At 68.6% G+C, this 16,689-nt stretch carries 17 protein-coding genes; 4 read left to right on the forward strand and 13 right to left on the reverse strand.

Annotated elements, in window-relative coordinates; translation table 11 throughout:
• Positions 1-14 precede the first annotated feature (14 nt).
• Genes O5K31_RS11170 through O5K31_RS11185 form a run of 4 tightly spaced genes read right to left on the reverse strand, consistent with a single transcriptional unit; the run spans position 15 to position 3,018 of the window.
• Positions 15-737: a peptidoglycan recognition protein family protein gene (locus O5K31_RS11170; RefSeq protein ID WP_269713673.1), complete on the reverse strand. Its 723-nt coding sequence runs from the start codon at positions 735-737 to the stop codon at positions 15-17.
• Entirely contained in the window at positions 737-1,627 is an 891-nt protein-coding gene (locus tag O5K31_RS11175; RefSeq protein ID WP_269713674.1) for a DMT family transporter, read from the reverse strand. The genes O5K31_RS11170 and O5K31_RS11175 overlap by 1 nt, the downstream gene beginning before the upstream one ends.
• A gap of 1 nt (position 1,628) precedes the next feature.
• Positions 1,629-2,216: a DUF3052 family protein gene (locus tag O5K31_RS11180; RefSeq protein WP_269713675.1), complete on the reverse strand. Its 588-nt coding sequence runs from the start codon at positions 2,214-2,216 to the stop codon at positions 1,629-1,631.
• Position 2,217: 1 nt separating this feature from the next.
• Positions 2,218-3,018, reverse strand: coding sequence for a crotonase/enoyl-CoA hydratase family protein (locus O5K31_RS11185; protein ID WP_269713676.1), 801 nt, complete (start codon positions 3,016-3,018; stop codon positions 2,218-2,220).
• A 94-nt stretch (positions 3,019-3,112) separates the two neighbouring features.
• Between O5K31_RS11185 and O5K31_RS11190 the strand changes: the two genes are divergently transcribed.
• The gene (locus O5K31_RS11190) at positions 3,113-3,925 is read left to right on the forward strand and encodes a DUF3298 and DUF4163 domain-containing protein (RefSeq protein ID WP_269713677.1); all 813 of its coding nucleotides are present in this window, start codon (positions 3,113-3,115) and stop codon (positions 3,923-3,925) included.
• Positions 3,926-4,194: 269 nt separating this feature from the next.
• Here the strand turns inward: O5K31_RS11190 and O5K31_RS11195 are convergent, their stop codons facing one another.
• On the reverse strand, positions 4,195-5,727 hold the full coding sequence (locus O5K31_RS11195) for an acyl-CoA carboxylase subunit beta (protein WP_269713678.1): 1,533 nt from the start codon (positions 5,725-5,727) through the stop codon (positions 4,195-4,197).
• Positions 5,728-5,789: 62 nt separating this feature from the next.
• Positions 5,790-6,515, reverse strand: coding sequence for an ATP12 family chaperone protein (locus O5K31_RS11200; RefSeq protein ID WP_269713679.1), 726 nt, complete (start codon positions 6,513-6,515; stop codon positions 5,790-5,792).
• 94 nt (positions 6,516-6,609) lie between these two features.
• Between O5K31_RS11200 and O5K31_RS11205 the strand changes: the two genes are divergently transcribed.
• Positions 6,610-7,989, forward strand: a complete 1,380-nt coding sequence (locus tag O5K31_RS11205; protein WP_269713680.1) for a DUF1800 domain-containing protein — start codon at positions 6,610-6,612, stop codon at positions 7,987-7,989.
• Entirely contained in the window at positions 7,986-9,212 is a 1,227-nt protein-coding gene (locus O5K31_RS11210) for a DUF1501 domain-containing protein (protein ID WP_269713681.1), read from the forward strand. The genes O5K31_RS11205 and O5K31_RS11210 overlap by 4 nt, the downstream gene beginning before the upstream one ends.
• Here the strand turns inward: O5K31_RS11210 and O5K31_RS11215 are convergent.
• The 6 genes from O5K31_RS11215 to O5K31_RS11240 are packed head-to-tail and all read right to left on the reverse strand — an operon-like array spanning position 9,209 to position 14,826.
• Positions 9,209-10,807 carry a putative 2OG-Fe(II) oxygenase gene (locus O5K31_RS11215; RefSeq protein WP_269713682.1) on the reverse strand — a complete coding sequence of 533 codons (1,599 nt, stop codon included), beginning with the start codon at positions 10,805-10,807 and terminating at the stop codon, positions 9,209-9,211. The two genes, O5K31_RS11210 and O5K31_RS11215, sit on opposite strands and share 4 nt — an antisense overlap.
• Positions 10,804-11,793 (reverse strand): RluA family pseudouridine synthase, encoded by a 990-nt coding sequence (locus O5K31_RS11220; protein ID WP_269713683.1) that lies wholly within the window; start codon positions 11,791-11,793, stop codon positions 10,804-10,806. Before O5K31_RS11220 ends, O5K31_RS11215 begins: the two co-directional genes overlap by 4 nt.
• Positions 11,790-12,170 (reverse strand): fluoride efflux transporter CrcB, encoded by a 381-nt coding sequence (crcB, locus tag O5K31_RS11225; protein WP_269713684.1) that lies wholly within the window; start codon positions 12,168-12,170, stop codon positions 11,790-11,792. Before crcB ends, O5K31_RS11220 begins: the two co-directional genes overlap by 4 nt.
• Before the next feature lie 47 nt (positions 12,171-12,217).
• Positions 12,218-12,718, reverse strand: a complete 501-nt coding sequence (locus O5K31_RS11230; protein WP_269713685.1) for a CC0125/CC1285 family lipoprotein — start codon at positions 12,716-12,718, stop codon at positions 12,218-12,220.
• Positions 12,719-12,742: 24 nt separating this feature from the next.
• The gene (locus O5K31_RS11235; RefSeq protein WP_269713686.1) at positions 12,743-13,522 is read right to left on the reverse strand and encodes an RluA family pseudouridine synthase; all 780 of its coding nucleotides are present in this window, start codon (positions 13,520-13,522) and stop codon (positions 12,743-12,745) included.
• Positions 13,519-14,826 (reverse strand): replication-associated recombination protein A, encoded by a 1,308-nt coding sequence (locus tag O5K31_RS11240; RefSeq protein ID WP_269713687.1) that lies wholly within the window; start codon positions 14,824-14,826, stop codon positions 13,519-13,521. The genes O5K31_RS11235 and O5K31_RS11240 overlap by 4 nt, the downstream gene beginning before the upstream one ends.
• Before the next feature lie 38 nt (positions 14,827-14,864).
• Between O5K31_RS11240 and O5K31_RS11245 the strand changes: the two genes are divergently transcribed.
• Complete coding sequence (locus O5K31_RS11245; RefSeq protein WP_269713688.1) at positions 14,865-15,266, forward strand: VOC family protein; 402 nt, start codon at positions 14,865-14,867, stop codon at positions 15,264-15,266.
• On the opposite strand, the gene O5K31_RS11250 is transcribed toward O5K31_RS11245, so the two are convergent.
• The gene (locus O5K31_RS11250; RefSeq protein WP_269713689.1) at positions 15,263-16,681 is read right to left on the reverse strand and encodes a Do family serine endopeptidase; all 1,419 of its coding nucleotides are present in this window, start codon (positions 16,679-16,681) and stop codon (positions 15,263-15,265) included. The genes O5K31_RS11245 and O5K31_RS11250 overlap by 4 nt on opposite strands.
• Positions 16,682-16,689 lie beyond the last annotated feature (8 nt).

The raw sequence follows: 16,689 nt of genomic DNA on the forward strand, positions 1-16,689 counted from the left end.
TCAGGCCCCCGCGGTCAAGACGCGCGGAGCAGATGCACCAGCCGCGCGCGGGTCTCGCCGTCAGCGATGCCGTCGAAACGGCTCTGCAGCCAGTGCCGTTGGAACGTGGCCACGATCAGCTTGGTATGGGCGTCATACTTGCCCGACGGCGCGCAGTCGTAACCCAGGCGCGTCAGACCCGCCTGCAGGGCGAACACCCCCGCCCCCTCATCCCCTTCGGCCAGCGGCGCGCCCGGCGAGGCCGGCGGCTCGACCCACAGGCCGTGGCCGGCTTCCGCCAAGGCCTTCCATGGGAACAGCTCGCCCGGGTCGACCTTGCGGTCCGGCGCGATGTCCGAATGGCCAATGATCCGGCTGTTGGGCACCTCCCAGCGGGTGCGGATGTCGGTGGTCAGGGCGATCACCGCGTCGATCTGCGCCTTGGGGAACGGCCGGTAGCCGAACTCGTGGCCCGGATTGACGATCTCGATGCCGATCGAGACGTGGTTCAGGCTGGTCTCGCCCTTCCAGAACGAGCGGCCAGCGTGCCAGGCCCGGCGCTCTTCGGGCACCAGGCGGAAGATGCGGCCATCCTCCTCCACCATGTAGTGCGACGACACCTTCTTCTCGGGCGTGCGCAGCTGCTCCAGCGCCGCCTCGCCGGTCTTCATGCCGGTGTAGTGCATGACGATCATGTCCGGCGGAGACTGCCGCGCGTCGAAATTGGGCGACGGGGCCTCGATGAATTCCAGCGACATCAGACTCGGTTCCGGACAAGCAGCAGCAGCGGCATGACGTGGTTGCGCCTCAGGGCCACGATCAGCACGCCGACCAGGGCCAGGGCCGCCCCGATCCCCATGCGCAGGTCGAAGTGGTCATGGGTGATGAGCACGCCAAGCCCGATGGTGGCAAGCGGCGTCATCAGGGTGAGCGGCGAGATCAGGTTCGCCTCGTACCGCCCGATCAGGAAGTAATAGACCGTGTGGGCCACCACCGAGACGACCAGGGCGCTGAACACCACCGCCGCCCAGAACGGCCAACCCACCGTCATCGCCGCCTCCCACTGGTTGCTCTCCAGCGCCGCAGAGGCCGCCGCCAGCGGCAGGAACGACGACGCCCCGACCCACGCCTGGAAACGCAGGGGTTTGACCCCCTCCATCTGCTTCATCATCACCGCGCCGAATGACCCCGCCAGGGCCGAGGCGGCCACGAACATCAGGCCGGGCGACAACTCCAGCCCTTGGGGGCTCCACATGACCGTGACCGCGCCCAGGAAGGTCAGGGTGATCCCCAGCCCCCGCCGCCAGCGGATCTTCTCGCCCAGCATGATGACCGACAGGAGCGTGGTCAGCGGCACGCCCACCTGTACGACGATCGCCGCGGCCGAGGGCGACGCCGTCTTGAAGCCGATGAACAGCAGGGCGAACCCGCCCGCCCCCATCAGCAGGCCGATGGTCACGATCCGCCACACGGGCTTCGGAGCGGGCAAAAGCCACGGCAGGGTCGCCAGCGCAACGATGGCGAACCGCACCGCCGCGTAGAACATCGGCGGCACGCCCCAGTGCGCGACCACGATCTTGCTGATGATGTTGTTGGTCGCCCAGATCAGGCAGACCGCCAGCAGCAGGCCGAAATCGCGCAGGTTCATCTCAGCCTCTCCGCCGCGTGAACCGCAACGCCGTGTGGGCGTCGGAGAAGCCGCAGACCTTGTTGTCCACCAGACCATGGGCCCGGGCCGCCGCCATGACCTCCACGTCCTTGACCGTGGCCGCCTTGCCCTTGCGCGACACCACCCACAGCGCTCCGCCCTCCGCCAGGGCCGGGATCAGCCCGCCAATGGCCGCCAGTTCGTCGGCGTCGTCCGCGCCGTAGAACAGGATGTCCAGGTCGGCCAGTTCGCTGGTCGGCGCCGCGCGCGTGGATAGCTCGTCGATGAATTCGTGGTCCGCCAGGTTGTGAACTCCGACCCGCTGCCCCGGCTTCACGCCCAGCTTGTCGAGCCGCGACGGCGGGTTGTTTATCGCCTCGGCCCATCTGGCGGCCGGAACCTCGCCCAGCTCGAACCGCGCCTCGCCGACCACCAGGTCGCCGCCGTCCGCCCGAACGCCTCGCAGGCCTTCGCCCTCGAAAATCCGACGCGACACGCCGCGGAAGATCAGTTTCGGCTGCTCCCACAGCAGCTTGCCGTCTTCATCGCCATCGGGGAATCGGGCGCTGACCTGAGCCTCCTTGCCCATCTCAGGTCCCCTTGAAGTTCGGCGCGCGCTTCTCCAGCAGCGCGTCGACGCCTTCGATGTGATCCTCGGTCAGGTGCGACAGGGCCTGGGCCGCGGCGCTCATCTCCATGATCGTGTCGTAGGAGGCGGTCTGCCCCTGCTTCAGCAGGCTCTTGGCCAGGCGCAGGGCGTGCGGCGGCTGCTGCGCGATCTTCTCGGCCAGGGCCATCGCCTCGCCCATCAGGGTCTCGTGCGGCACGACCTTGCTGACCAGACCCCACTCGCCGGCGGTCTTGGCGTCGATGATGTCGCCGGTGAACAGCAGCTCGGCCGCCCGGCTCATCCCCACCGTACGCGGCAACAGCCAGGCGCCGCCGTCGCCGGGGATGATGCCCAGCTTCAGGAACGTCACCCCGAACCGCGCCTGGTCCGAGGCGATGCGGATGTCGGTCATGCACGCCACGTCACAGCCCAGCCCCACCGCCGCGCCATTCACCGCCGCGATGGCCGGAACCTCCAGCCCATAGATCGAGCGGACGATGCGGTGGATGTTGGTGCGGTAGTTGTCGCGGATGGCGATGCCGCCCCCGGCGAACGCGCCTTCCTTGGCCTTCATCGCCTTGACGTCGCCACCGGCCGAGAACGCCCGGCCCGCCCCCGTCAGCACCACGCAGCGCACCTGCGGGTCCCGATTGATCGCCTCGCAGGCCGCCGCCACCTGATCGCCGTCGCCCGGCGCGCCCAGGGCGTTCAGGCTGTCGGGCCGGTTGAAGGTGAGGATCGCGACATGGCCGCGCTTTTCGGTGGTGATCAGTTGGTCCATGGCCACGTTTCCTGTCGTTATGCATTCTGCATAGGCGATGGGGGCGTCAGGTGAAAGCCGATCACCCATGCTGACGACAATGGAGGCGTTCGCGATGCGAGTTTCAAAGTCCCTGGCCCTGGCGGTTGTTCCACTCCTGCTGATGGCCTGCTCGCCAAAGGAAGACGGCGGCTCTCCCTCTCCCGTCGGCCCGGTGAAGACCGAAACCGTCACGCCCCGAACCCCGCTGGAGTTCGACCAGACCACGCCCGCCGCCAAGGTCCGCCTGAAACTGGCCGACGGGATCGCCCAGTATCCTGTCCTGCATTCGCGCCTGTTCGACGACGAGACCAACGGCCTCAAGACGTTCGCCGACGAGGCCGCCAAGCAGAATCCGCCCCGCCCTTACGCCAGCCAGGCCGAATGGACCCTGGCCGCCGCCGCCCCGCCCCTAGTCTCCCTGCGCCGCGAGTTCTTCGAGGACACCGGCGGCGCGCACCCCATGCACGGCTCCGGCGCCTGGCTGTGGAACACCGCCACCGACAAGGAGGTCCAGCCCGCCGAGATCTTCACGGCCGGCGCCGACATGACCCCGATCCAGAACGCGGTCTGCGAAGCGGTCAAATCGGCCAAGGCCCGCCGCGAGGGCTCGGTCCCGCTCAGCGACATGTGGAAATGCCCCACCTGGGACGAAATCGTCTGGACGCTGGTCCCCTCAAAGACCCCGGGCAAGGCCGGCGGCATAGCCGTGCTGATCGGCCCCTACGTCGTCGGTCCCTATTCCGAAGGCGACTATGAGGTCGTCGTGCCGTTGTCGGTCTTCCAGCCCCTGCTCGCCCCCGCCTACGCCAGCGCCTTCGCCGGTGAGCCGGCGCGTCTGGGCAATGCCGACGGCACGCCCACCGTGCGGATGCAGGCGGAGCAATAGCGAGACAGTGAAGACCGATACTCTGGAGACTCTGCGACCCTGAAGGGGGACTCTCGCCCCCTCCTTCTCCCCCATCACCGGCGCGGCCGTACACTTGGCCGATGAAAGCCGCCCCATACGCCCGCCAGCCTGCGTCGCGCCTCGTTTCGACTGTGCGGACATCGACGCGCGAACGCCAAGGCGGCTCGACTGTCCGGAACACGTATCGGACCTATCCCCGCCGCTCCGCGCCGCAAGACGGTCGCGGAGACATTGGCGACGCCAGGGGATCAGAGCGGGATGTTGTCGTGCTTCTTCCAGGGGTTCGACAATTCCTTGCCGCGCAGGTGCTTCAGCGCGCGGGTGATCCGCTTGCGGGTGCTGTGCGGCATGATCACGTCGTCGATGTAGCCGCGCGACGCCGCCACGAACGGGTTGGCGAAGCGGTCCTTGTACTCGGCCTCACGGGCGGCCAGGGCTTCCGGGTCCTTGGCCTCGGCGCGGAAGATGATCTCCACCGCCCCCTTGGCCCCCATGACCGCGATCTCGGCCGTCGGCCAGGCGTAGTTCACGTCGCCGCGCAGGTGCTTGGAGCTCATCACGTCATAGGCCCCGCCATAGGCCTTGCGGGTGATGACGGTGATCTTGGGCACGGTCGCCTCGGCGTAGGCGAACAGCAGCTTGGCCCCGTGCTTGATGAGGCCGCCGTACTCCTGCTTGGTCCCCGGCATGAAGCCCGGCACGTCCACCAGGGTGATGATCGGAATTTCGAAGGCGTCGCAGAAGCGCACGAACCGCGCGGCCTTGCGGCTGGAGTCGATGTCCAGCACCCCGGCCAGCACCTGCGGCTGGTTGGCGACCACGCCCACCGTCTCGCCGTCCATGCGGGCGAAGCCGCAGATGATGTTCTTGGCCCACTCGCTGCTGATCTCGAAGAAGTCGGCCTCGTCGACCATCTTCAGGATCAGCTCCTTCATGTCGTAGGGCTTGTTGGGATTGGCCGGGACCAGGCTGTCCAGGCTGTTCTCTATCCGCTCGGCCTCGTCGAAGCTTTCGCGGATCGGAGCCTTCTCGCGGTTGGACGACGGCAGGAAATCCACCAGCCGGCGCACCTGGGTCAGGGCCTCCAGGTCGTTCTCGAAGGCGCCTTCGGCCACGCCCGACTTGGCGGCGTGAACCCGCGCCCCGCCCAACTCTTCGGCCGAAACGACCTCGTTGGTCACCGTTTTGACCACGTCGGGCCCGGTGACGAACATGTAGCTGGTGTCCTTCACCATGAAGATGAAGTCGGTGATGGCCGGCGAATAGACGTCGCCGCCGGCGCACGGGCCCATGATCACGCTGATCTGCGGGATGACGCCGCTGGCCAGGGTGTTTTCGAGGAAGATGTCGGCATAGCCCGCCAGGCTGTCGACGCCTTCCTGGATGCGGGCGCCGCCCGCGTCGAACAGGCCGATGATCGGCGCGCCCATCTTCATGGCCTGGCGCTGGACCTTGACGATCTTCTGGGCGTGGGCGCCGCTCAGCGAGCCGCCGAACACCGTGAAGTCCTTGGAGAAGACAAAGACCGTCCGGCCGTTGATCGTGCCCCAGCCGGTGACGACGCCATCGCCGGGAATCTTCTGCTCGGCCATGCCGAACTCGGTCCCCCGGTGCTCGACGAACATGTCGAACTCCTCGAACGAGCCTTCGTCCAGCAGCAGGTCGATTCGCTCGCGGGCGGTCAGCTTGCCCTTGGCGTGCTGGGCCGCGACGCGCTTCTCGCCGCCGCCGGCCCGGGCCTGTTCACGGCGCCGCTCGAGCTCTTCAAGGATGTCCTGCACGCTGTCCCTCGCATTCTTGGCTTTGGACGAGGGGTAAAGGCCGGCGCGGGCCCTGACAAGATTTACCCAGCGAGAGCCCGGAACCAGCGGTCGATCATCTCGGCCTCGGCGCGTTGGCGCGCGGTGCGTTCGGCGGCCTCTTCATCGACGCCCCACTGGCGTTCCTGGAACGCCTCATCCAGCCGCGAGAGGTCATAGGCTTGCTCCCCCGACAGGCGCCCCCGCGCGACGCCAAAGGCCAAGACGGCCGAGCCCAGCAACGGCGCGGCGAACCCCAGGCCGGCCAGGGTGAAGTCGTCCACCCCCCGCGCCAGGGCGGCGGCGCGTTCGATGGTCTCTTGCGGCTGCTCCTGGTGGATGATGCCGGCGACGCGCACCAGGCGCAGGCCGAGCTCGGCCTCGGCCCAGTCCAGCAGCGGTCCCCACTCGCGGCTTTGCTCGTCAACCAGAGCGGCGGGCGCCTCGGCGAAGTAGCAAAGCAGATCGGTCGCCGCGAACCGCGCCACTTCCCGCGCCGCCTCCTCATGCACCGCGGCCAGACGGTCGATAACCGTATAGGCCAGCCGGGTCATGGGCATGGATTCGGGATCGATATGCTCGCCCTGGGCCGCCCATTCAGCCGCGACATGCGCCGCCAGGGGCTGAGTGGGCACGACCAGCGGCTTGCCCGCCGGGCTCTTGGGCATGCGGCCGTCGAGATGAACCGCGAAACCGGCTTCCACCGCGGCGGCCTCGGCCTGCGTGTAAAAGCGGCGAACCCGCTCCTGCGTGTCGTTGTTACGAGCCAATGGCGCTTCCGCAAAAAAGCCGTCGTACGGCGAAACATTCCAGACGCGGCCAAGTGGTACGAACAGGCCGTGGATGCAAGGAGGACCTTCAAAAGTGGCGCTTCCCGGCAAGGACATGCAGGCGGCCATAGCCGTCACCCGCTTTGGTCTCGGCGCCCGCCCCGGCGAGATCGATGCGGCCAAGGACGATCCGCGCGGCTGGCTGACGGCCCAGATCACCCGCGACGGCGCCGACCAGCCCGCCAGCGATGGCGAAAGCGCCGCCAGACGCCTTTCCGACTACCGCGACTATCAGCAGGCCATCCAGACCGCCCGCAAGGCCGGCGACCAGGAGGCGGCAAAGGCCGCTCAGCGGGATCGCCGCATGGATGTCGGTCAGGACTTCCTCGCCCGCGCACAGCTCGGCGCCGCCACCGAGGCCGGCTTCCGGGAGCGCTGGGCACTCTTCTGGGCCAACCACTTCACCGTTTCCGCCACCAAGCAGATCACCTCAGCCGTGGTGGGGCCCTTCGAGCAGGAAGCCATCCGCCCGTTGGTCTTCGGCCGGTTCGAGGATCTGCTTGTCGCGTCCAGCAGCCACCCGGCCATGCTGACCTATCTCGACCAGGCCCAATCGGTCGGTCCCGAAAGCCCGCAGGCCGCCCGCGCCCAGAAGCGCGGCCGCCGCGCCGGCCTCAATGAGAACCTGGCCCGCGAGATCCTGGAACTGCACACCGTGGGCGTGAACGGCGGCTACACCCAGGCTGACGTCACTGAATTCGCCCGCGCCATGACGGGGTGGAGCATCGCCCGCACCGCCGACGAGGCCGCCGACAGCGCCTTCTTGTTCCGCACCGCCACCCATGAGCCGGGCGAGCGCACCGTAATGGGTCGTGTCTATGGCCAACAGGGCATGGATCAGGCCCGCGCCATCATGGCCGACCTGGCGACCCGGCCCGCCACGGCCCGACACTGCGCCCGCAAGATCGCCGCCCACTTCGTCGCCGACGACCCGCCGCCCGCCCTGGTCCAGCGACTGGAAAAAGCGTGGCTGTCCAGCGAGGGACGCCTGGATGTGGTGGCCAAGGCCCTGATCAACTCTCCCGAGGCTTGGGAGCCGGCCCCCGCCAAGTTCAAGACGCCGTATGAATTCATGATCTCGACCTGGCGCGCGGTGGGCGCTCAGCCCAACGCCATCAACCAGTTGACCCCCACGCTCAACGGTCTGGGACAACCGCCCTTCCGCCCGCCTTCGCCCGAGGGATGGCCCGACGACGCATCGTCCTGGGCGGCCCCCGACGCCTTGATCAAGCGCATGGTCTGGTCCCAGACCTTCGCCGCCAGGACCGCCGACCAGCTTGACCCCAACGCCATCGCCGCCGGCGCCCTGGGCGCCCGGCTGAGCGAGCCTGTCGCCAAGGCCGTGGCCCGCGCCGAAAGCCGCCCCGAGGCCTTCGCAATCTTGCTGATGAGTCCGGAGTTTCAACGCCGATGACCGATCACCACACCCATGGCTTCAACCGCCGCCAGGCCCTGTTCGGCGGTTTGGGCGCCAGCATCCTGTTCATGGGCCGCCCCGCCCGTGCGCAGACCACCAACAAGAAACTGATCGTCCTGGTCTGTCGCGGGGGCCTCGACGGCCTGTCCCTGACCCCGCCCGTCGGCGACGCCGACTACGCCGGCCTGAGAGGGCCCGTCGCCTACACGCCGGAACAGGCATTGAAGCTGGACGCAACCTTCAGCCTTCATCCGGCCCTGACCAACGCCCACGCCCTGGCGCAGAAAGGTCAGCTCCGCATCGCCCCCGCGGTCGCCACCCCCGACCGCGCCCGCTCCCACTTCGAGGCGCAGGATGTTCTGGAAACCGGCGCCGACGGGAAATACGCCGCTTCGTCGGGGTGGCTGAACCGCGCCCTGCAGAGCCTGTCGCCCGATCGCAAGGTCGAGGCGCTGTCGGTCGGCGCCGTGGCCCCGCTGATCCTGCGCGGCCCGGTCCAGGCCGCCTCGTGGTCGCCCGGTCGTTCTGCTGACGCGACCGCGCGCCTGCCGACCATCCTTCAGGACATCTACAAGACCGACCCTTTGCTCGGTCCCGCCTTCGCACGCGGCTTGCAGACCGAGGCCATGGCTCAGGCGGCCATGACCGGCCTCGCGGCCCCCAACACCATGGCCGGCGCCCCGGCCGCGCAACAGCAGGCGGCTCAACGCCAGGGCGTCGCCGCCGCCGAAAAGCTGGGCGTCACCATCGCCAACTTCATGACCCAGGCCGGCGGCCCACAGATCGTCGCCATCTCCCTCGACGGCTTCGACACCCACGCGGGCCAGGTGGGCCAGCTTCAATCGCGCCTGACCTATATGGACGCCCTGATCGGCGGGCTGACCACCGGCCTCGGCCCTGCCTGGAGCGACACGGTGATCGTCGCCGCCACGGAGTTTGGCCGCACCGCGCGGGTCAACGGCACGGGCGGCACCGACCACGGCACCGCCTCCAGCACCCTGATCCTGGGCGGAAGTCTGAAGAAGGGCGGCATCGTCGGCGACTGGCCGACCCTTAAGCAGACCGCGCTCTACGAGAACCGCGACACCGCCCCGACCCTCGACATGCGCAGTCTTTTCAAGGGGGTCCTGCGCGACCACATGGGCGTCGATCAGCGTGCGCTGGATGCCAAGGTCTTCCCCGACAGCGCCGAAGCGCGGCCGGTGACCGGTCTGGTCTAGGCGGGCACGATGTCGAAGGCGATTGTCAGCCGCTCGTCGGCGCCGCTGAACGGCACGGTGCCGTGCCACATATAGGAGGGGAACAGCGCCAGCAGGCCAGGTTCGGGCCGCACATAATGCTCCGCCTCCAACGGCGGGTCGGTAGCGACACCGGGCTGGCCGAACTTGATCCAGCCCTCCTTGCCGCCTGCCCCGACCGACTCCGGCAGGGCCAGATAGCAGGCCGACGACAGCCATCCCTGCGGATGGGTGTGGTCCACATGGAAGCCGCCGGGCCGCAGCTTCACCGACCACAGGCCCGAGAAGCGCCAGTCGTCGGCGACCCGCGAGCGCAGGATGTCGCCGCCCTGCCCCAGGGCCGCCATGTACCGCCGGATCGGGCCGTCCACGGCCTGGCGGAAGGCCTTGATGGCGGGATCATTCGATCGCTGCAGGCTCTGGCTGGTCTGGCTGCCGTGCCGCAGCGACTGGCCGATGGGATGGGTCTTCATGGCGTGCAGCGCCCGCAGCGCCGCGGCCAGATCGGTCACATAGGAAGTCCGGTCGGACCATCCGTCGGGCACGTCGATCAGGGCCGGGCGCACGAAGGCCTGATAGTCGTAGAGCGCCTTGTAGCGCGCGTCGCCCAGCAGCCGCCACGCCGTCGCCAGCAAGGCCCACGCCCCCTGGTCGAGCGGGTTGGCGTTCACGCAGGCCTGCGCCACGTACTCCGCCGCGTCAGGTCGCCCCGCCGCGAGGTAGGCTTCCGCCAACGGAACGCCGACGCCGAGGCCAGCCGTCGAAGCCGCCCGCTCGGCGAAGCTCACGGCGGCGGCCGGGTCCAGGCTGGCGCCGACCTGCGACGCGGCCACCAGCAGTTCCGTCGACGCTTCGGCCTGACCCGCCGGGCCGCGCAGCATGGCGAAGGCCCCCTCGCGATCGCCCGCGTATTCCAGCAGCTTCGCCTTGGCCGTCAGCAGGCCCGCGTCGTTGGGAGCCGCCTTGAGCGCCGCGTCCAGATGGACGGTCGCCGCGCCGACATCCTCGGTTCGCATCCAGATCAGCTGCGCCCATTCGCGTTGAGCGACGCCATAGTTCGGACGGCGGGCGGCCACCTCGGCGAAGGCGGCCTCGGCTTCTTCGAAACGGTCCTGCCCTTGGAGGGCGCGAGCCAGCACGAGCCAGGTCTCCGGCGAGGCGCCGCCCTTCGCCAGGGCCCGGCGGATGGAGGCTTCCGCCTCGGCGAAGCGCTGAGCGTCACCCAGCGCCGCGCCCAGATTGTGCTCGGCCGCCACGCTCTTCGAATTGGACTTCGCCACCCGTTCAAGGAACGGGATCGCGTCCTCAAGCCGGCCCAGCGCTTTCAGCACGTGCGCATGGGCTTCGAGCAGCGCCTGGCTCGCGGCGCTGCGACCGGCCAGGGGCTCTGTCAGGGTCAGGGCCTGCGCCGTCAGTCCGGCGCTCACGGCATGACGCGCGATCTCGGCCGCCGCCTGCATCCGCTGGTCCAGGGGCACGGCGTTAGGCGCGAGCTGAGCCAGGGCGGCGCAAGCGTCCGCGATCCGCCCCGCCTGCATCAGGGCGGCGATAGGCTGAAGCGGACTGGCCCCGATCACCGGCGCTTGCTGCTCCTCCGGGCGAACGGGTCGTGTTCGGGCTCATCCTCGGAGAAGCCGAAGCGATGGAAGCCGGCCTTCATCTCCGGGCTCAGCGGCGCCTCGATGGCCAGCATGCCCGCGCTCGGGTGCGGCAGCAGGATCGAGCGGGCGTGCAGCTGCAGCTTCAGGCCCTCGGACAGCGGCGCGGACTTCTCGTCGCTGTATTTGGGATCGCCCAGGATCGGGTGGCCCATGGCCAGCATGTGCGCGCGCAGCTGGTGCGTGCGGCCGGTGTGCGGACGCAGCGCCATCCAGGTCACGCGAGGACCGGCCCGGCTGATCGAGACGTATTCGGTCTCGGCCGGTTCGGCGTCGTGGTCCTTGGGATCGGCCGGGACCACGATCTCACGGTCGTTGATGCCGCGCTTGGCCAGCGGCACGTCGATGATGCCTTCGACCGGATGCGGATTGCCGACGACGATAGCCCAATAGGTCTTCTGCGCCCGACGTTTGGCGAAGGCGCCCGACAGACGGGCCGCCGCGCTGGGCGTCTTGCCCAGCAGCAGCACGCCCGAGGTGTCGCGGTCGAGGCGGTGAACCAGACGCGGACGCGTCAGCCCCTCGCCCCACGCGCTGAGCAGCTTGTCCACGTGCTTGGTGGTCTTGGTCCCGCCCTGCACGGCCAGGCCGGCGGGCTTGTTGAGGGCCAGGACTTCCTCGTCCTCGTACAGCACCAGCGATTTGGCGTAGGCGATGTCGCGCGGGCTCAGTTGCCCCTTCTCGTGCGGCTCGGGCGCGTCGGGCAGCGGCGGCACGCGGATCTGCGAGCCGGCGGCCAGGCGCGTGTCGCCCTTGGCGCGCGAGCCATCGACCCGGACCTGACCGGAGCGGAACAGCTTGTTGAGCTGGATGTGATTCAGGTGCGGCCAACGGCGCTTGAACCAACGGTCCAGGCGGACCCCATCCTCGCCAGAGTCCACATAGAGAGTTCGAACTTCCTTCACGCCAGCACCTTCCGCGTCAGCATCAGACCGGCGAAAACGGCGGCGATGGAAAGCGTGGCCGAGGCCACGACATAGGTAAGCGCGACGGCGTAGTCCCGTCGCTCGATCATGAGGGCCGTCTCAAGCGAGAAGGCCGAAAAGGTTGTAAAACCACCCAGAACCCCGACACCCAGCAGAGCGCGCCAGCGTTCCTGATCCGCTCCGCCCTTCTGGGCCAGCACGGCGACAAGCACGCCCATCAACAGCCCGCCGATCAGGTTGACCGCGAACGTGCCATACGGCCAGCCGGTCCCCAGCAGACGCCCGGCCTGCTGCCCCGCGAAATAGCGCGCGGCGGAGCCAATCGCGCCCCCGGCCATGACAAAAAGGTAGTTCATCACCCCCTTATGCGACGGGGCGCGCCCGGAGGCAAAGGGAGAGAGACTTAGACCCTCGGCGCCCGGATCTCGCGGACCACGGCGCGGGCGTCATAGACGTCCACGCTGGAAGGCTTGGGCCCCTTGCCCATCACCACCTCGATGGTACGGCTTATCTGCGGACCGCCCGACAGATCAAAGCTGGTCCCGATGCCAAGCCCGACGCCGCTGCTGCGACCCCAGCCGTAGTTTGACGAGCCGCCCCCAACCGAAAGGCTGGTGCGAGGACCGCCTCCACCGCCGCCGCGCGCCTCGTCGAAGCGATCGACCACGCGGAACCAGTCGTAGCCGGTCTGGATCGCCAACTCTCCGGCCCGCAGCAGGGCCAGGTCGGCCACCTGCATGGCCGGCGCGCCGCTGCCGCCGCGATAGGTCACCCGCCAGCGATCGTTCTCGAGCCGGTATTCAGTGAACCCGGACGCCTTGGCGCTACTGGCCGGCGCATAGACGGTCGGCGTGGTGCAGGCGGCGAGGCTGAGAACAGCGGCGAGGGCGAGAAACGGCTTCATACCTCTGAAATGCGAAGCGACGCCTCAGCGTTCCGGAACCGCCAGTCCGCAGTTGGCCAGAACCTCGGCCATATCGTCGGGCAAAGGCGCACTCACCCTGCTCTCCCCGCCTTCCGGATGCGGAAAGATCAGGGCCGCGGCGTGCAGCATCAGCCGTGGAACCGGCTTGCCCGCCAGCATCAACGCGCCGCCGTAGCGCACATCGCCCGCCAGCGGCCGACCGATTGAGGCCATGTGGACCCGGATTTGGTGCATGCGGCCGGTTTCGGGGCTGCATTCCACCAGGGCCGCCTGATCGTTGGCCGCCAGGGTGCGGTAGCGCGTACGGGCCGTCTCGGCGTCGGGGTGGTCGGCCGGGCAGACCCGCATATAGGCCTCGCGGCCGATGGACTCGCGCCGCAGGGCCGCATCCACAGCCCCGCCTTTCGGCTCCGGCGCGCCGCCAGCGACGATGGCCAGGTAGGTCTTGCGAAAGCGCTTGGCCATCAGCGCCTTGCCCAGAAAGCCCGCGGCCGGCTTGGTCTTGGCCGTCAGGATCACCCCGGACGTGTCGCGATCCAGCCGATGGATCAGCCGCGGCCTGGCGTGCCCGCGTCGCGCGAAGGCCCACAGCAGGTCATCCAGCGTGTGGGCCTGGATGCGCCCGCCCTGGCTGGACAGGCCCGACGGCTTGTTCAGCACGATGATCGAGCTGTCCTCGCGCAGGACCAGCGACCGGGTGAAGGCGATCTCCTCCTCGGTCAGGGTGATCGGGCTTTCGACGGCCTTGGTCTTGGCGGGCTGCAGTTGGCGGCGGGGCTTCACGAACCGCTCCGCTCGGCGCGCAGCTTGGCCCAGTGGTCGAGACGCTCCTTGATGCGAGCCTCGGTTCCGACCGGCTTCGGCTCGTAGAACTTTCGCCGCTCCATCCCGTCGGGGAAGTAGTTCTGGCCGCTGAAGCCATCCTCGGCGTCGTGGTCGTAGTTGTAGCCCTTGCCATAGCCCAGGTTCTTCATGAGCTTGGTCGGGGCGTTCAGGATATGGGCCGGCGGCATCAACGAACCGGTCTCCTTGGCCGCCTTGCGCGCCGCCTTGTAGGCCACATAGACCGCGTTCGACTTGGGCGCCGAGGCCATGTGGACGACCACCTGGGCCAGCGCCAGCTCGCCCTCTGGCGAACCCAGGAAGTCGTAGGTGTCCTTGGCGGCGTTCGCCAGGACCAACGACATGGGGTCGGCCTCGCCGATATCCTCGGCGGCCATGCGAACGATGCGACGCGCCAGGAACAGCGGATTTTCGCCGCCCTCCAGCATCCGCGCCAGCCAGTACAGGGCGGCGTCCGGATCGCTGCCGCGTACGGATTTATGCAGCGCCGAGATCAGGTTGTAGTGGCCCTCTCGGTCCTTGTCGTAGGCCGGGCTGCGCTTTTGCAGCATCTGGCCCAGCTCGGCCGGAGTCATGGGTTTGGGCACGCCGATGGCGAACAGGGTGTCGGCCAGAGTCAGCAGGTAACGGCCGTCGCCGTCGGCCATGGCGATCAGGGCCTCACGCGCCGCCGCGTCCAGCGGCAACGGCCGCTCCTCGAACGCCTCGGCCTTGGCCAGCAGGCTCTCCAGGGCCTCCTCGTCCAACCGGCGCAGGACATAGACCTGGGCGCGCGACAACAGAGCGCCGTTCAGTTCGAAGGACGGGTTCTCGGTCGTCGCCCCGACCAGGGTGACGATCCCCTCCTCCACGAAGGGCAGGAAGCCGTCCTGCTGGGCGCGATTGAAGCGGTGGATCTCGTCCACGAACAGCAGAGTGCTCTGGCCCGCCATGCGACGTGCGCGCGCCTGCTCGAAGGCCTTCTTCAGGTCGGCGACGCCGCTGAACACGGCCGAAATCTGCTGGAACTCATAACCGGCCGCCTTGGCCAGCAGGCGGGCGATGGTTGTCTTGCCCGTACCCGGCGGCCCCCACAGGATCATCGATCCCAGTCGGCCGTTGTCGACCATCCGCCGGATCGGCCCGTTCTCGCCAAGTAGGTGCTCTTGCCCCACCACCTCGTCGAGGGTTTGGGGTCGCAGGCGGTCGGCCAGCGGCGTCGGCGCGGATGGCGTCAGGCCCGCGGCTTGGAAGAGATCGGTCATCGGCGCATTCTAGCAAAAATACTCAGCGGAGAACGCACATGGCCGAAAATCAGGGGCCGACCGCAGGGCTCACGCCCTATCTCATCAGCGCCGATGCGGCCGCGCAGCTGGCCTTCTACGTCAGGGCCTTCGGCGCGGTCGAACAGCTTCGGCACTTGGCCGAGGACGGCAAGCGCTTCATGCACCTGCATCTGCTCATCAACGACGCCCCGATGATGATGTGCGACGCCTTCCCCGAATACGGCCATCCCGCCCAGGCGCCGGCCGGTTTCACTCTGCACCTTCAGGTGGATGACGCCGACGCCTGGTGGAAGCGCGCCACCGAGGCCGGAGCCACGGTGGCCATGCCGCTGGAAGACCAGTTCTGGGGCGACCGCTATGGCCAGGTCATCGACCCGTTTGGCGTTCGCTGGTCGATCGGATCGTCCCGAAAGGCCTAGGTTCTGAACTGGGCGGTAATCAGGCGCCCCCCGCGCTCGATCGTCACCTGCCAGGCGCCGCTGCCGGCCGAGACCACTGCCTGAAGATCCCGGACGCTGGTGATCTCGCGGCCGTTGATCTGGCGGACGATGTCGCCAGCGCGCAGGCCTGCGGACTGTGCGAAGCCCGCCTCCACCTTCGTCACCAGCACGCCACGCCGGGCGAACGGATCGACACCCAGTTCCTGCGCCGCGGCGGGTGAGACGTTGACCACGGTCGCCCCGGCCAAGGGATTGCGGCCCGACATGACGCGCTCGTCCCGCGCCGGGGTGCTGGGCGGGGTGTCGGCGCGAACGCTCAGGGTTCTCTCGGTCCCCTCGCGGCGGACCACGATGGGCACGGTCTCCCCGGTCCTACGGGTGCCGAAGGCGTAAGTGACGCCGTTGTCGTCGTTCACGGCCTGGCCGGCGATGGACAGGATCACATCGCCCTGGCGCAGGCCGCCGCGATCAGCCGCCCCGCCAGGCCACACCTCCGCCACCAGCACGCCGCGCGGACCGGGCAGGCCCAGGCTGCGAGCGATGTCGCTAGTCACCGTCTGGGTGCGCGCGCCCAGCCATGGCCGGACGATGGCGTGGCCGCCGCCAAGGGCGACGCTGACCACCTGCCGAACAACGGCGGCGGGGATCGCAAAACCGACACCGGTCGAGGAACCGGTCCGGGACAGGATGAAGGTGTTCACCCCGATCAGGTCGCCGTCCATGTCCACCAGCGGTCCGCCGGAGTTGCCAGGATTGATGGCCGCGTCGGTCTGGATGTAGGAGCCGAAATCGGCCGAGCCGACGTCCGTCCGCGCCAGGGCCGAGACGATTCCGTTGGTCACGGTCTGGCCCACCCCGAACGGGTTGCCGACGGCCAGGACAAAGTCGCCGACTTCGAGCTGTTCCTGGTCGTCGATGGCCAGAACCGGAAGCTGTTCGCCGGGCACGTTGATCTTCAGCACCGCTAGGTCGGATCGTGGATCGTCCAACAGCACCGTCGCCGGAAACTCGCGACGGTCGGCCAACTGAACCGTGACCTCGCTCATGCCCTCGATATTGTGGTGGTTGGTGACGATGATCCCGTCCGAGCGGACGATGGCGCCCGAACCGAGCGAGCCTTCGACGCGGTCGCGCGGCGCGCCGCCGCCCATGAAAAACTCCCAGAACGGATCAGTCCGCTGGCGCACCACGCGCCGGCTGGAAACGTTGACTACCGCCGGCGCGACCTGCTTCACCACGGGCGAAAACGAGGTCTTCATCGCCGTCGGGTCAGTGGGCGCATGGCGCGTCGGTTGCGCGAGGCCAGGAACTTGCTGGGCGTTGCTCTTGGAAGCGGGGTCGGAACAGGCGGCCAGGACAGCCAGGGCCGGGATCAGCACGCGATAGGCACGCATGGGGACGT

The sequence above is a fragment of the Caulobacter sp. NIBR2454 genome (assembly GCF_027474405.1).
Classification (GTDB): domain Bacteria; phylum Pseudomonadota; class Alphaproteobacteria; order Caulobacterales; family Caulobacteraceae; genus Caulobacter.